A 12,859-nucleotide genomic window follows, 5' to 3' on the forward strand; every position below is an offset into this window, starting at 1 on the left:
GTCCCGGTCCGGGTCGGCGTAGACGGCCACGCTCGCGATCCCGGCGTCCCGGCAGGCCCGGGCCACGCGGACAGCGATTTCGCCACGGTTGGCGATGAGCACCTTGCGCACGATTGAGGCTCCCTCCTTGAAACAAGCCGAGTTTAGGGACTGCCGACACGGCACTTCGACCCGTCCCCAATGGTGAGCTTGCCCACACGGAGCGTGATTCGAGGCTCGCTCGACCCGCGAAAGCCCATGTCGCACCGAGGTACGCAAGGCTCCACCGGAAAACCCTAGTCCTGCCATGTGGTCAAGGTCTCTGTGAGAGCGTGCCGCGCCCCACTCGGTTTCTTTGTTGAGTCCCTACGAATGGCCCAACGATTCTTTGCTCCCGACCGGACCCTTGTCCCGGGGTTTACCCGTTAGTAGCGTTCGCGATGTCTCGAACGTACTTCAGGTAACGGCAGCTCTGGTCGGGCTGTGGTCGAAAGTGGGTGGGACCGGTGGTGCGCAGACCGGTGGCATGTGTGGTGGCGGTCATACTCGTAGCCGAGGCACTCGGCATCGCGGCGCTGAACTGGTTCCTCGGAGTGGTGGTGGACCGTCAGAACATGTCCCTGGCCGGTCTCGACCCGGACAAGATGGCACTGTCCTCGAAGATCGGCGGAGTGCTCTTCGGTCTCTACTTCGCGCTGTGCGCCCTGGTCGCGCTGCTGGTCGCCGTCCGCGACCGGGCCCCGGCCGGCTTCGGCCGCATCCTGCTGATCAGCGTGGCGGTGGTGCACGGGCTGCTGGGCGCGTTCGCCTGGGGGCTGGTGGGCTGGACCGCGTTCCTGTTCATGGTGCTGGTGCTCGCGCTGATCGTGCTGCTCCTGATGACGTACGACCGTCAGGGGGGCCCGGCCCCGGCGGCGGCCGAGGGCCCGCCCGGCGACGGCGGCGGCCCCGGCGGCGACCCCGCCCCGGCTCCGGCGCCGGACCCGGTCCCCGAGCCGCAGGACGACGTGCCTCCCGCCCCGGTCATTCCGCCGGCGCCCACAACTCCGTGATGCCGACGCCCAGTTCGTTCAGCAGCCGCCGCACCAGGGGCAGGCTGATGCCGATCACGTTGCCGTGGTCGCCGTCGATGCCCTCGATGAAGGGTGCCGAACGGCCGTCCAGGGTGAAGGCCCCCGCGACGTAGAGGGGCTCGCCCGAGGCCACGTACGCCGCGATCTCCTCGTCGGACGGCTCACCGAAGCGGACGACGGTGGAGGCGGTGGCGGACACGTACCGCTTGGCCGCCGTGTCCCACACACAGTGCCCCGTCTGGAGGATCCCGGCCCGCCCGCGCATCGCCTTCCAGCGAGCGGTGGCCTCCTCGGCGTCCGCGGGCTTGCCCAGCGCCTGTCCGTCCAGCTCCAGCACCGAGTCACAGCCGATCACGAGGGCGCCCTGCACCTCCGGCCGGGCGGCGACCACGGAGGCCTTCGCCTCGGCCAGGGCCAGCGCCAGCTCTGCGGGGGTGGGCGCGGTGACGGCGTCCTCGTCGACCCCGCTCACGATCACCTCTGGGTCCAGCCCGGCCTGCCGGAGCAGACCGAGCCGGGCGGGGGACTGGGAGGCGAGCACGAGTCGCCTGCGCGGCTTGGCAGTCATGCGGTCAGGTTAGCCAAGCGGCCGCGCCGTCCTCACCTCAGCCCGAGCACGACCATCGCCAGCACCATGGCCAGCGCCATGAGGAGACCGAGCCGCCGCAGCATGTCCTGCATGTCGCGCAGTTCTTTCGGCGGCTCGTTCTCCGGGTCGGACCACAGCATCTCTCCATGGTCCGGCGCGGCGCCGCAGCGGCGCCTGAGTACGCGTACTCAACTTGGCCGCGAGGATTCCGTTTGTCCGGCTCACCCCGGCCAGTAGGTGCGGCTCCACGCCGCCGGGCCCGGCTTCGGGAGCCGGTGGGCGGCGATGCGGGCCGGGTCGGCCCAGGAGTCCCGGGGCCCCTCCGCGCCGGACGGCGTGTCGGCTGCCGCCGCGGCGCGGGCCCGGACCACCGCCAGAGCGGCGGCCAGCTCCTCAGGGGTCGGATTGCCCCGTACGACCTTGATCGTCATGTCAGCTCCCAAGGGTTCCCGAGGCCTACAGCGGAATGTTCCCGTGCTTCTTCGGAGGAAGGGATTCCCGCTTCGTACGCAGCTGACGCAGGCCCCGCACCACGTGCCCGCGCGTGTCGGACGGCATGATCACCGCGTCGACGTAGCCGCGCTCGGCCGCGACGTAGGGGTTGAGCAGAGCGTCCTCGTACTCCTGGATGAGCCGCGCCCGGGTGGCGTCCACGTCCCCCGCGGCCTCCGCCTCGGCGATGGTGCGGCGGTGCAGGATGTTGACCGCGCCCTGCGCGCCCATCACGGCGATCTGGGCGGTGGGCCAGGCCAGATTGAGGTCCGCGCCCAGGTGCTTCGACCCCATGACGTCGTACGCCCCGCCGAACGCCTTCCGGGTGATCACGGTGATCAGCGGGACGGTGGCCTCGGCGTAGGCGAAGATCAGTTTGGCTCCGCGCCGGATGATGCCGTCGTGCTCCTGGTCGACGCCCGGCAGGAAGCCCGGCACGTCGACGAAGGTGATGACCGGCACGTTGAAGGCGTCACAGGTCCGCACGAACCGCGCGGCCTTCTCGCTCGCGGTGATGTCGAGGCAGCCCGCGAACTGGAGCGGCTGGTTGGCGACGATGCCCACCGGCTGGCCCTCGACCCGCCCGAAGCCGGTGAGGATGTTCGGCGCGAACAGCGGCTGCGTCTCGAAGAACTCGGCGTCGTCGAGGATGTGCTCGATCACCGTGTGCATGTCGTACGGCTGGTTGGCGCTGTCCGGCACCAGCGTGTCCAGCTCGCGGTCCTCGTCGGTGACGGTGAGGTCCGCCTCCTCCGGGAACACCGGGGCCTCGCTGAGGTTGTTGGACGGCAGGTACGACAGCAGCTGCTTGACGTACTCGATGGCGTCCTTCTCGTCGCCCGCCATGTGGTGGGCCACCCCGGAGGCGGTGTTGTGGGTCCGGGCGCCGCCCAGCTCCTCGAAGCCGACGTCCTCGCCGGTGACGGTCTTGATGACGTCCGGGCCGGTGATGAACATGTGCGAGGTCTGGTCGACCATGACCGTGAAGTCGGTGATGGCGGGCGAGTAGACGGCGCCGCCCGCGCAGGGGCCCACGACCAGCGAGATCTGCGGGATGACACCGCTGGCGTGGGTGTTGCGCCGGAAGATCTCCCCGTACGCGCCCAGCGAGGCAACGCCCTCCTGGATCCGCGCGCCACCGGAGTCGTTGATCCCGATGACCGGGCACCCGGTCTTCAGGGCGAAGTCCATGACCTTGACGATCTTCTGCCCGTAGACCTCGCCCAGCGCTCCGCCGAAGACGGTGAAGTCCTGCGAGAACACCGCGACGGGACGCCCGTCGACGGTCCCGTATCCCGTCACGACGCCGTCCCCGTAGGGCCGGTTCTTCTCCAGTCCGAAGTTGGTGGACCGGTGCCGGGCGAACTCGTCCAGTTCGACGAAGGAACCTTCGTCGAGCAGTAGTTCGATCCGCTCACGGGCCGTCAGCTTGCCCTTGGCGTGCTGCTTCTCGACCGCGCGTGCGGAGCCGGCGTGCGTCGCTTCCTCGATGCGGCGCTGGAGATCCGCGAGCTTGCCCGCGGTCGTGTGGATGTCGATCCCTTGGATCTCTTGACGCTCTTCCGGCTCGGACATCGGGATGCGGCTCCCTGCCTGCTCAAAAGGGGGGACGGTTACTCATCCGTAGAGTAGTGGGGTGCCTGTCCCTCGGCAGTGCGGCGTTTGCCACACCGGCCCCGTCTTCACAGGAACGCCGACGACATCTACGAAACCGGCGGCGAGGCGGCACAGCTGTGCGTACGATCATGGTGTCGCGGCGGGACACGTCGGAGGGGTGACACCACGAGAGTGGTCGGGCGCCCGTGAACCTCAGCCTTTTGCGATGGAATCCACCCCGTGCGGGATGGAGGATGTCAAACCTAGGGTGGCTCGCATGGATACGCCACCAGGTGCAGAAGAAAACCCGTCCAACGGGCCCCGCGAGCCGAGGTCGAGTCAATGGTCCGATCTCGGCCGTCCGCCCCTCCACGCCGCGGCACTGCGGCGGGGGCTGGTGCGGGAGGGCGGCCTGTGGTCCGAGGTGGAGGTGGTGCGGCGCACCGGATCCACCAACAGCGACCTGGTGGCACGGGCCGAGGCGGGCAAGGCCACCGAGGGCGCCGTACTCGTCGCCGAGGAGCAGACCTCCGGCCGGGGCCGCCTGGACCGCCAGTGGTCGGCCCCCGCCCGCTCCGGCCTGTTCTTCTCCGTCCTGCTGCACCCCGCCGAGGTGCCCCTGGCCCGCTGGGGCTGGCTGCCCCTGCTGACCGGGGTCGCGGTGGCGACCGGACTGTCGCGGGCGGCGGGCGTGGACACGGCACTCAAATGGCCCAACGACCTGCTGGTGACCGTGGACGGCGAGGAACGCAAGGCCGGCGGCATCCTCGCGGAGCGGGCCGGGGACGACGGGGTCGTCATCGGCGTCGGCATCAACGTCTCGCTGCGTGCCGAGGAACTGCCGGTCCCCCAGGCCGCTTCGCTGGCGCTGGCCGGGGCGGTGAGCACGGACCGGGACCCGCTGCTGCGGGCGGTGCTGCGCTCGCTGGCCGACTGGTACGAGCGCTGGCGCTCGGCCGGGGGCGACCCGGCGGCCAGCGGGCTCCAGGAGACCTACGCGGCCGGCTGCGCCACCCTCGGCCGGCTCGTACGCGCCGAGCTGCCGGGCGACCGGTCGGTCGTCGGCGAGGCGGTGGCGGTCGACGGCGACGGGCGGCTGGTGCTGGCGACGCAGGAGGGGGTACGGGAGGCGGTGGGGGCGGGGGACATCGTGCACCTGCGGCCGGCGTGAGGTGCCCGGGCCGGTCACTTCTCCATGCCGGTCCGGACATCCCAGCCCGTCCGGGGGTGCCCCCTCGGGGCGAGTTCGAGGACGAGGCCGTTCAGGCGGACAGCGGGGGCCTGGGGGCGGCAGCCCCCAGCACGGCGCCCACCCCGACGCCCCCGTCCGCCAAACCCAACGAAGTGAGCTGGCGCACACCTACCGTAGAGTGAAGGCCGGTCGATACCTGACCGTGGCAGATCGGAAGGGCAGCAGGCGTGACCGTCGACGACACGGGCTCCGGCGCGGACTCGGACGGCCGGGTGGATCCCCACGCCGCCGACTCCGGCGAGGACAACCCGCTCGCCCTGCGCCTGGAACACCTCATCCTGGGCGCCGAGCGGCGCTACACCCCGTTTCAGGCGGCCCGCAGCGCCGGCGTCTCCATGGAGCTGGCCTCCCGCTTCTGGCGGGCCATGGGCTTCGCCGACATCGGCCAGGCCAAGGCGCTGACGGAGGCCGACGTCCTGGCCCTGCGGCGCCTGGCCGGTCTCGTCGAGGCGGGGCTGCTGAGTGAGGCGATGGCCGTACAAGTGGCCCGCTCCACCGGCCAGACCACCGCCCGGTTGGCGGAGTGGCAGATCGATTCCTTCCTGGAGGGGCTGACCGAGCCGCCCGAGCCGGGCATGACCCGCACCGAGGTGACGTACCCGATCGTCGAGCTGCTCCTGCCCGAGCTGGAGGAGTTCCTCGTCTACGTCTGGCGCCGCCAGCTCGCCGCCTCGGCGGGCCGGGTGGTGCAGGCCGCGGACGACGAGGAGATGGTCGACCGCAGGCTCGCCGTCGGCTTCGCCGACCTGGTCGGCTTCACACGGCTGACCCGCCGTATGGAGGAGGAGGAGCTCGGCGAACTCGTCGAGGCGTTCGAGACGACCGCCGCCGACCTGGTGGCCGCGCGCGGCGGCCGGCTCATCAAGACCCTGGGCGACGAGGTCCTGTACGCCGCCGACGACGCGGGCACGGCCGCGGACATCGCGCTGCGGCTGGTCGAGACGATGGCGAACGACGAGACGATGCCCGAGCTGCGCGTCGGCATGGCCTTCGGCACGGTGACCACCCGGATGGGTGATGTCTTCGGTACGACGGTGAACCTCGCCTCTCGACTGACGTCGATAGCCCCCCGCGACTCCGTGCTCGTCGACAGCGCCTTCGCCGAGGAACTCATCCGCACGGGCGAGGCACCCGCGTCGGAGGCGGAGGCGGCCGAGGCCGCGGCCGCCGCGGAGAAGGAGGGCGAGGAGCCGCCGACGTACCGCTTCGCGCTCCAGCCGATGTGGCAGCGCCCGGTCCGCGGCCTCGGCGTCGTCGAGCCGTGGCTGCTCGCGCGGCGGGAAAGCGACTCCTAGCCCAGGCCCCGGCCTTGGCTCTGGCCCCCCGCCCTTGGGTCTGGCCCCTGGCCTTGGCCCAGGCCCCGCGTCCCGGCCTCCGGCTGCCGGCCTCGGCCCTTGGTCCAGGCCCCGCGCCCCGGCCTCCGGCTGCCGGCCTCGGCCCTTGGCCCAGGCCCCGCGCCCCGGCCTCCGGCTGCCGGCCCCGGCCTTGGGTATGGCCTCCCGGCCTTGGGTCTGGCCCCCGGCCTTGGCCCAGGTCCCGCGCCCCGGCCTCCGGCTGCCGGCCCCGGCCCTTGGCCCCAGGCCCCTAGCGCAGGACCCGGTTCACGCACAGCCTGATGACCGGCACGCACACGCCCCCCGGCTGACTCGGTGTCGGCGCCGGAGTGCCGGTGCTTCGGCTCGGTGCCGGCGCGGGGGCGTGGGGCGGGGCCGAGCCGGGGTTCGGCGCCGACGGCCTCGGCGTGGTGCCGGGGGCCTGATCGTCCGCCATCGTGGGGATGGTCGTCGGGATGGAGGCAGGGGCGTTCACCGGAAGCGTCGCCGGGACGGCGGTGGAGGAGGCCGGGAGCGTCGTGGTCGACGGTGCGCCGGACGGTGTCGGGCGCCCGCTCACCCCGCCCATGGCGGAGGTCGCCGAGGGCAGGTCCGTGGGTGCGGCGCCGACGGAGACGGCCGTGTTCGTGGACCGGTCCGTGGTGCCGCCGGCGTCGAGTCGGGATTCGGCCTCCGCGGTGCCGGGGGCGCCGACCCCGGAGTCGGGGGCCATCCGTACGAGGCTCAGGGCGCCGGCGGCCAGGGCCAGGCCACCGGCGGCGAGCATGACCTTGCGGGGGCGGGGCTTGCGGTGCCGGCCGCGCCGGACGAACGGTGCGGTGTGCGGAGCCGAGCTCGTACTCGTGTGCGTTCCCGTGTCTGTCATCGCGTTCCCTCCCCGCCGCGCGCCCCCGATGCGCCGCGCAGCGCACGCTATGCGCTCCCGTGGGCGGGCGGGGCCGGGTCGGGCGGGATGTCACTCGAACGGGGCAGCGGGGCCGCTCTTCCCCGGCCGGGTTCCGACTGCGATGATCGGGGCGTCAGGAAGTTAACCCGCGTTAACCGGAGGGGTGTCATGAGCGAGGAGCGGTTCGGGGAGTTCGTGCTGGTGCGGCGGCACGGGCACGTCGCGGAGCTCGTGCTGGACCGGCCCAAGGCCATGAACGCCGTCTCGACCGACATGGCCCGGTCCGTCGCGGGCGCCTGCGCCGCGCTCGCCGCCGACCGGGACGCGCGCGTGGTCGTACTGACGTCGTCGCACGAGCGGGCGTTCTGCGTCGGGGCCGATCTGAAGGAGCGCAACTCCTTCAGCGACGCCGACCTGCTGCGGCAGCGGCCGGTGACCCGGGGCGCCTACACCGGCGTGCTGGAGCTGCCGATGCCGACCGTCGCCGCCCTGCACGGCTTCGCGCTGGGCGGCGGCTTCGAGCTGGCGCTGGCCTGCGATCTGATCGTGGCCGACCGCACGGCCGTGGTCGGGCTGCCCGAGGTGTCCGTGGGCGTGATCCCGGGCGGCGGCGGTACGCAGCTGCTGCCCCGGCGGGTCGGGGCGGGGCGGGCGGCGGAGCTGATCTTCACCGCGCGGCGGCTGGGGGCGGCCGAGGCCCACGAGCTGGGGCTGGTGGACCAGCTGGTGGAGGAGGGGCGGGACCGGGACGAGGCCCTGGCGCTGGCCGCCCGGATCGCCGGGAACTCGCCGGTCGGGCTGCGGGCGGCGAAGCGGGCGCTGCGGCTGGGGCAGGGGCTGGATCTGCGGGCCGGGCTGGAGGTGGAGGACGCGGCCTGGCGGGCGGTGGCGTTCTCGGGGGACCGGGCGGAAGGGGTGGCGGCGTTCAACGAGAAGCGCAAGCCCCAGTGGCCGGGGGAGTGAAGGGGGGCGAAGGGCCCGCGACCGCGCCGCCTACCCGTTTGGCACCGCGGTGACCCTGTTCGCGGGAAGTTCCCGTGAAACGTCCCTAACCTGGAGTGATGGGTGAGGACAAGCGTCTCGCCGCCGTGGTCGCACTGGCGCAGGGCATGGCGGCGGCGCACACGCCCCGCGAGTCCTGGCGGGCCGCGGCGCTCGGCGCGTGCCGGGCGCTGGACGGGAGCTTCGCCGCGCTGTCCGTGTGGGAGCGGGACCGCGGGCGGCTGCGGGTCCTGGTGAACGCGGGGGAGCGGGCCCCGGACGAGGAGGAGTTCCCGGACCACGAGACCTATCCGGTGCACCAGTTCGCGGAGATCACCGAGTTCCTGCACGAGCGGTGGGCGGGCGGCCAGGGGCCCAGCGCCTGGGTCGAGACCTCCGAGGGGCCCGCCGCCGGACGCCCCGGCTACTTCCACCAGCGGGTCGCCGCCCTGCGCCGCCGCGGGCGCGGGTGCTGTGTGGTGGCGCCGGTGGTGCTGCACGGCAGGGCCTGGGGCGAGCTGTACGTCGCCCGCGCGGCCGGTGCGTCCGTCTTCGACCGGGGCGACGCCGACTTCGCCACCGTACTGGCGGCGGTCGTCGCCGCCGGGCTGGCGCAGACCGAACGGCTCCGGGAGGCCCGTCGGCTGGCGTTCACCGACCCGCTGACCGGGCTGGCCAACCGCCGTGCCGTCGACGTACGCCTGGAGGAGGCCGTCGAGCGGCACCGGCGGGAGGGTGTGGTGGTCAGCCTGGCCGTGTGCGACCTCAACGGGCTCAAGCGGGTCAACGACACCCAGGGGCATGCCGTGGGCGACCGCCTCCTCGAACGCTTCGGTTCCGTGCTGTCACTGTGCGGGGCGATGCTGCCGGGGACCCTCGCGGCGCGTCTGGGCGGGGACGAGTTCTGTCTGCTGGCGGTGGGGCCGTCGGCCGACGACGTGGTCAAGGCGGCGGGCGAACTCTGCCGCCGGGCCGCGGAGTTGGAGTTGGGTGAGGGTGTGGCGTGCGGGGTCGCGTCCACGGCGGATCCCGTCGGCGAGGTGCGTTCCGCCCGCCGGCTGTTCCGGCTGGCCGACGCGGCGCAGTACCGTGCGAAGGCGCTCCGCGCGGACCGGCCCGTGGTGGCCGGCCGGCAGGGCCCCGACGACCCGGTGATCCGGCTGGCCGACGAGCCGTCCCCCGAGCAGGCCGAACGCCGCCGCTTCCGCGGCCGCCGGCCGTGACCGCCCGCACGTCCGCGCGGTAAGGGGCGGACCCGTCCCGCACTAGTGACATCCTCGCATTCAATGCGTACGCTCCTGAATATGGATATGCACACTGTGGTGGTGGGGACGACGGGTGTCACCGCGTCCGACGTTCTCGCCGTGGCGCGCGGCGGCGCTCGTGTCGAGCTGTCGGCGGAGGCGGTGGCGGCCCTCGCGGCGGCCCGCGAGATCGTGGACGCGCTGGCGGCCAAGCCGGAGCCGGTCTACGGCGTGAGCACCGGCTTCGGCGCACTGGCGACCCGGCACATCAGCCAGGACCTGCGCACCCAGCTACAGCGCAACATCGTCCGCTCGCACGCCGCCGGCATGGGCCCGAGGGTGGAGCGGGAGGTCGTACGGGCCCTGATGTTCCTGCGGCTCAAGACCGTCTGCTCGGGACACACCGGCGTCCGCCCCGAGATCGCCCAGACCATGGCCGACGTCCTGAACGCCGGCATCACCCCGGTCGTGCACGAGTACGGCTCCCTCGGCTGCTCCGGCGACCTCGCCCCGCTGTCCCACTGCGCCCTGACCCTGATGGGCGAGGGCGACGCCGAAGGCCCCGACGGGACCGTCCGCCCCGCCGGCGAACTGCTCGCCGAGCACGGCATCGCCCCGGTCGAGCTGCGCGAGAAGGAGGGCCTCGCCCTCCTCAACGGCACCGACGGCATGCTCGGCATGCTGGTCATGGCCCTCGCCGACCTGGACCTGCTCTACAAGTCCGCCGACATCACCGCCGCCCTCAGCCTCGAGGGACTGCTCGGCACGGACAAGGTGCTCGCGCCCGAACTGCACGCCATCCGCCCGCACCCGGGACAGGGGGCCTCCGCCGCCAACATGCTGGCCGTCCTCAAGGGCTCCCAGCTCACCGGCCACCACCAGGACGACGCCCCCCGCGTCCAGGACGCCTACTCCGTACGCTGCGCCCCGCAGGTCGCCGGCGCCGGACGCGACACCCTCGCGCACGCCCGTCTGGTCGCCGAGCGCGAGCTCGCCTCCGCCGTGGACAACCCGGTCGTGCTCCCTGGTTTCGGCACTGAGGGAGGCCGCGTCGAGTCCAACGGCAACTTCCACGGCGCCCCGGTCGCCTACGTCCTGGACTTCCTCGCCATCGCCGCCGCCGACCTCGGCTCCATCGCCGAGCGCCGCACCGACCGGCTGCTGGACAAGAACCGCAGCCACGGCCTCCCGCCGTTCCTCGCGGACGACCCCGGCGTGGACTCCGGGCTGATGATCGCCCAGTACACGCAGGCCGCCCTGGTCAGCGAGATGAAGCGGCTCGCCGTGCCGGCCTCCGCCGACTCCATCCCGTCCTCCGCCATGCAGGAGGACCACGTGTCGATGGGCTGGTCGGCCGCGCGCAAGCTGCGCACCGCCGTCGACAACCTGACCCGGATCATCGCCGTCGAGCTGTACGCCGCCACGCGTGCCATAGAGCTGCGCGAGGGGCTCGCCCCGGCGCCGGCCTCCCAGGCGGCCATCGACGCCGTACGGGCCGCGGGCGTCCAGGGGCCCGGCCCGGACCGGTTCCTCGCGCCCGACCTGGCCGCCGCCGACGCGTTCGTGCGGAGCGGGGAGCTCGTCGCCGCCGTCGAGACGGTCACCGGACCGCTGCTGTAGAACCGCCGCGGCAAAGAAGGGGCCCTGTCCACGGACAGGGCCCCTCTCACGTCCCGTACGTCACTTCAGCTTGGCCGCCTGGGCCTTGATCACCGGGGCCGACACCGTGTAGGCCTTCTTGCTCATCACCGCGCCGATGTTGATGGTGCTGTACGTCGCGATGCTGTTCCCGTGCCGCACGACCTCGGCGTGGAGCGGAACCGGCCCGTCCTTCGTGTCGTTGGTCGCGGTGAAGGCCAGCGACTCGTCACCCGTGCCCGAGGACTTCTCCTCGCCGACCTTGGTGAACTTCCCCTTCTCGCCGTCCTGGTCGCCGGAGAAGCCGCCCGTGCACGCCTTCACGGCGTCGGAGACCGTCTGGAGGGCCTTCTCGGCGCCGTCCCCGTCGTACGAGGACAGGGTGACCGCGGTGACGTCCAGGTCCATGGACTCGCTCAGCGCGTCCTCGAACTTGCCGTCGGCCAGGTCGTCCAGGGACGTGGCGTCGTCGGTGGGGTCCTTCTTGTCCTCCGTGGCCATGCGGCTGGTGTTCACCGCGGGGTCGCCCGGCGCGATGCCGGTCAGGACCTGGAGCAGCGGGTCGCACTTGGCGTCGTCCGCCTTGACCTTGCTCTTGGCGGGGATGCCGCCCTTGACGGGACCGACCTTGAAGCCGGGCACCTCGCCCTTGGCGATGATCAGCTTCTGCAACTCCGCGGCGCTCAGCGCCTTCGCGTCCGACGACGACGCGTTGGACCCCTTGGAACCCTTGGCGTTCCCGGAGTCCTTCGACCCCTCCTCGGAGCACCCCGTGACAAGGGCGAACGACAGCACGCTCACTGTGGCAGCGGCGCACAGACGCACGCCCGATGATCTCTTCATGAGCGGACTATGAAACGAAAGTCAAAGAAACGTCAAGTCCGTTAAAAGCCCAGGCGTTCCCGGCGTACCGAATACACCACGAAACCGGCGCCCACGGCGAGGAAGAACGTGCCGCCGATGACGTACGGCGTGGTGTCGGGGCTTCCCGTGTCGGCGAGCTCGGTGCCGTCCGCCGAGGCCGAGGTGGTCTCGGTGGTCGCCTCGGACACCGCCCTGGCCTGCTGGGTGAGCTGCGTCGCCGAGGTCTCCGCTCTCGCCGGGGCGTCCTGCGACGCGTTCGCGGACGGGACGAACCACAGGGCGCCCAGGAGGGTGCCCGCGGCGGTGGCGGTCAGCAGCGGGCGGCGAACGGATGACACGGAATATCGATCCCCCTTGTGACGCTGGCGAATTGGCCGTGTGGAGCGATGTTAGTGAAAATCGCGGGTCACGGGAAAGTCACGGGAGATTTCCGCCGTACTCTCCCGGCATGAGTACTCCAGAGACATCACGTTTTGTACGGCTTCGGGTGGAAGTGGTCCTCGAGGTCGAGGACGACGAAGCGGTCACCGAGGCCGCGCTGGGCCGGCTCGCCGCGGATCCGGAACTGCCGGACGAGGAGCGCGTCCACGCCCAGGGGGCTGTGACGGAAGACACCGCGGAGGCCCTGGCCTATCTCGTCGATCCGTTCGACCTGGTCAGTGAGGTGCCCGGAGTGGAGCTCCAGCAGGCCTCCTGGTCCACCGAACGGATCGACTACGACCCCGATTCGCCGGATTGGGAGCTCGACCAGGATGATGACGAGGAGGACGACGAAGGCGAAAGCCGCGGCATCGGCTGAGCGTCAGGGGGGAACGCGTGACCCCGGACGGCAACCGCCGGCCGGGGTCACGTCGTCTCAGGGGGGCGCACGGCCAACTCGCGTACCACCCGCCTCGGCGAACGTGGCGTGGCCCACACCTGTCAGGGATGT

The 12,859-nt window shown here is 72.2% G+C and carries 15 protein-coding genes; 7 read left to right on the plus strand and 8 right to left on the minus strand.

Annotated features, from left to right (window positions below; genetic code table 11):
* Window positions 1-111, minus strand: a 111-nt coding sequence (locus ACWGJM_RS45915) for a biotin carboxylase N-terminal domain-containing protein (RefSeq protein WP_311582598.1), incomplete at its 3' end; no start/stop codon positions are given.
* A gap of 374 nt (window positions 112-485) precedes the next feature.
* On the opposite strand from ACWGJM_RS45915, the gene ACWGJM_RS45920 reads away from it, so the two are divergent.
* On the plus strand, window positions 486-1,031 hold the full coding sequence (locus ACWGJM_RS45920; RefSeq protein WP_453417741.1) for a hypothetical protein: 546 nt from the start codon (window positions 486-488) through the stop codon (window positions 1,029-1,031).
* Here the strand turns inward: ACWGJM_RS45920 and ACWGJM_RS45925 are convergent.
* From ACWGJM_RS45925 to ACWGJM_RS45940, 4 genes are all read right to left on the minus strand, one after another.
* Window positions 1,003-1,620, minus strand: coding sequence for a Maf family protein (locus tag ACWGJM_RS45925; protein ID WP_453417742.1), 618 nt, complete (start codon window positions 1,618-1,620; stop codon window positions 1,003-1,005). The two genes, ACWGJM_RS45920 and ACWGJM_RS45925, sit on opposite strands and share 29 nt — an antisense overlap.
* Window positions 1,621-1,652: 32 nt before the next feature.
* A complete protein-coding gene (gene mmpB / locus ACWGJM_RS45930) occupies window positions 1,653-1,781 on the minus strand; it encodes a morphogenic membrane protein MmpB (RefSeq protein ID WP_453417743.1) in 129 nt (42 codons plus the stop codon).
* Between the two features lie 81 nt (window positions 1,782-1,862).
* A complete protein-coding gene (locus tag ACWGJM_RS45935; RefSeq protein WP_453417744.1) occupies window positions 1,863-2,072 on the minus strand; it encodes an acyl-CoA carboxylase epsilon subunit in 210 nt (69 codons plus the stop codon).
* A 25-nt stretch (window positions 2,073-2,097) separates the two neighbouring features.
* Window positions 2,098-3,708 carry an acyl-CoA carboxylase subunit beta gene (locus ACWGJM_RS45940; RefSeq protein ID WP_453417745.1) on the minus strand — a complete coding sequence of 537 codons (1,611 nt, stop codon included), beginning with the start codon at window positions 3,706-3,708 and terminating at the stop codon, window positions 2,098-2,100.
* Window positions 3,709-4,006: 298 nt separating this feature from the next.
* Here ACWGJM_RS45940 and ACWGJM_RS45945 point away from each other — a divergent pair, with 298 nt between their 5' ends.
* On the plus strand, window positions 4,007-4,900 hold the full coding sequence (locus tag ACWGJM_RS45945) for a biotin--[acetyl-CoA-carboxylase] ligase (RefSeq protein WP_453417746.1): 894 nt from the start codon (window positions 4,007-4,009) through the stop codon (window positions 4,898-4,900).
* Window positions 4,901-5,148: 248 nt separating this feature from the next.
* Window positions 5,149-6,276 (plus strand): adenylate/guanylate cyclase domain-containing protein, encoded by a 1,128-nt coding sequence (locus tag ACWGJM_RS45950; RefSeq protein ID WP_453417747.1) that lies wholly within the window; start codon window positions 5,149-5,151, stop codon window positions 6,274-6,276.
* A 289-nt stretch (window positions 6,277-6,565) separates the two neighbouring features.
* Here the strand turns inward: ACWGJM_RS45950 and ACWGJM_RS45955 are convergent, their stop codons facing one another.
* Window positions 6,566-7,180 (minus strand): hypothetical protein, encoded by a 615-nt coding sequence (locus ACWGJM_RS45955; protein ID WP_453417748.1) that lies wholly within the window; start codon window positions 7,178-7,180, stop codon window positions 6,566-6,568.
* A gap of 189 nt (window positions 7,181-7,369) precedes the next feature.
* Here ACWGJM_RS45955 and ACWGJM_RS45960 point away from each other — a divergent pair, with 189 nt between their 5' ends.
* From ACWGJM_RS45960 to hutH, 3 genes are all read left to right on the plus strand, one after another.
* Complete coding sequence (locus tag ACWGJM_RS45960; RefSeq protein WP_453417749.1) at window positions 7,370-8,164, plus strand: enoyl-CoA hydratase/isomerase family protein; 795 nt, start codon at window positions 7,370-7,372, stop codon at window positions 8,162-8,164.
* A 98-nt stretch (window positions 8,165-8,262) separates the two neighbouring features.
* On the plus strand, window positions 8,263-9,405 hold the full coding sequence (locus ACWGJM_RS45965) for a diguanylate cyclase domain-containing protein (RefSeq protein WP_453417750.1): 1,143 nt from the start codon (window positions 8,263-8,265) through the stop codon (window positions 9,403-9,405).
* 87 nt (window positions 9,406-9,492) lie between these two features.
* On the plus strand, window positions 9,493-11,046 hold the full coding sequence (gene hutH, locus ACWGJM_RS45970) for a histidine ammonia-lyase (protein WP_453417768.1): 1,554 nt from the start codon (window positions 9,493-9,495) through the stop codon (window positions 11,044-11,046).
* 60 nt (window positions 11,047-11,106) lie between these two features.
* Here hutH and ACWGJM_RS45975 read toward each other — a convergent pair whose 3' ends face one another.
* Window positions 11,107-11,907, minus strand: coding sequence for a hypothetical protein (locus ACWGJM_RS45975; RefSeq protein ID WP_453417751.1), 801 nt, complete (start codon window positions 11,905-11,907; stop codon window positions 11,107-11,109).
* A 41-nt stretch (window positions 11,908-11,948) separates the two neighbouring features.
* The gene (locus ACWGJM_RS45980) at window positions 11,949-12,266 is read right to left on the minus strand and encodes a hypothetical protein (RefSeq protein ID WP_453417752.1); all 318 of its coding nucleotides are present in this window, start codon (window positions 12,264-12,266) and stop codon (window positions 11,949-11,951) included.
* A gap of 149 nt (window positions 12,267-12,415) precedes the next feature.
* On the opposite strand from ACWGJM_RS45980, the gene ACWGJM_RS45985 reads away from it, so the two are divergent.
* Complete coding sequence (locus ACWGJM_RS45985) at window positions 12,416-12,727, plus strand: hypothetical protein (protein WP_453417753.1); 312 nt, start codon at window positions 12,416-12,418, stop codon at window positions 12,725-12,727.
* Window positions 12,728-12,859: the final 132 nt, after the last annotated feature.

Source organism: Streptomyces sp. NPDC054834 (assembly GCF_053611185.1).

What these genes read in the sequence shown, in the direction of transcription:
- ACWGJM_RS45965 (WP_453417750.1), top strand. Translation starts at nt 8,263, where the DNA reads ATGGGTGAGGACAAGCGTCTCGCCGCCGTGGTCGCACTGGCGCAGGGC.
- ACWGJM_RS45925 (WP_453417742.1), bottom strand. Translation starts at nt 1,620, where the DNA reads ATGACTGCCAAGCCGCGCAGGCGACTCGTGCTCGCCTCCCAGTCCCCC.
- ACWGJM_RS45975 (WP_453417751.1), bottom strand. Translation starts at nt 11,907, where the DNA reads ATGAAGAGATCATCGGGCGTGCGTCTGTGCGCCGCTGCCACAGTGAGC.
- ACWGJM_RS45945 (WP_453417746.1), top strand. Translation starts at nt 4,007, where the DNA reads ATGGATACGCCACCAGGTGCAGAAGAAAACCCGTCCAACGGGCCCCGC.
- ACWGJM_RS45935 (WP_453417744.1), bottom strand. Translation starts at nt 2,072, where the DNA reads ATGACGATCAAGGTCGTACGGGGCAATCCGACCCCTGAGGAGCTGGCC.
- ACWGJM_RS45940 (WP_453417745.1), bottom strand. Translation starts at nt 3,708, where the DNA reads ATGTCCGAGCCGGAAGAGCGTCAAGAGATCCAAGGGATCGACATCCAC.
- hutH (WP_453417768.1), top strand. Translation starts at nt 9,493, where the DNA reads ATGCACACTGTGGTGGTGGGGACGACGGGTGTCACCGCGTCCGACGTT.
- ACWGJM_RS45960 (WP_453417749.1), top strand. Translation starts at nt 7,370, where the DNA reads ATGAGCGAGGAGCGGTTCGGGGAGTTCGTGCTGGTGCGGCGGCACGGG.
- ACWGJM_RS45955 (WP_453417748.1), bottom strand. Translation starts at nt 7,180, where the DNA reads ATGACAGACACGGGAACGCACACGAGTACGAGCTCGGCTCCGCACACC.
- mmpB (WP_453417743.1), bottom strand. Translation starts at nt 1,781, where the DNA reads ATGCTGTGGTCCGACCCGGAGAACGAGCCGCCGAAAGAACTGCGCGAC.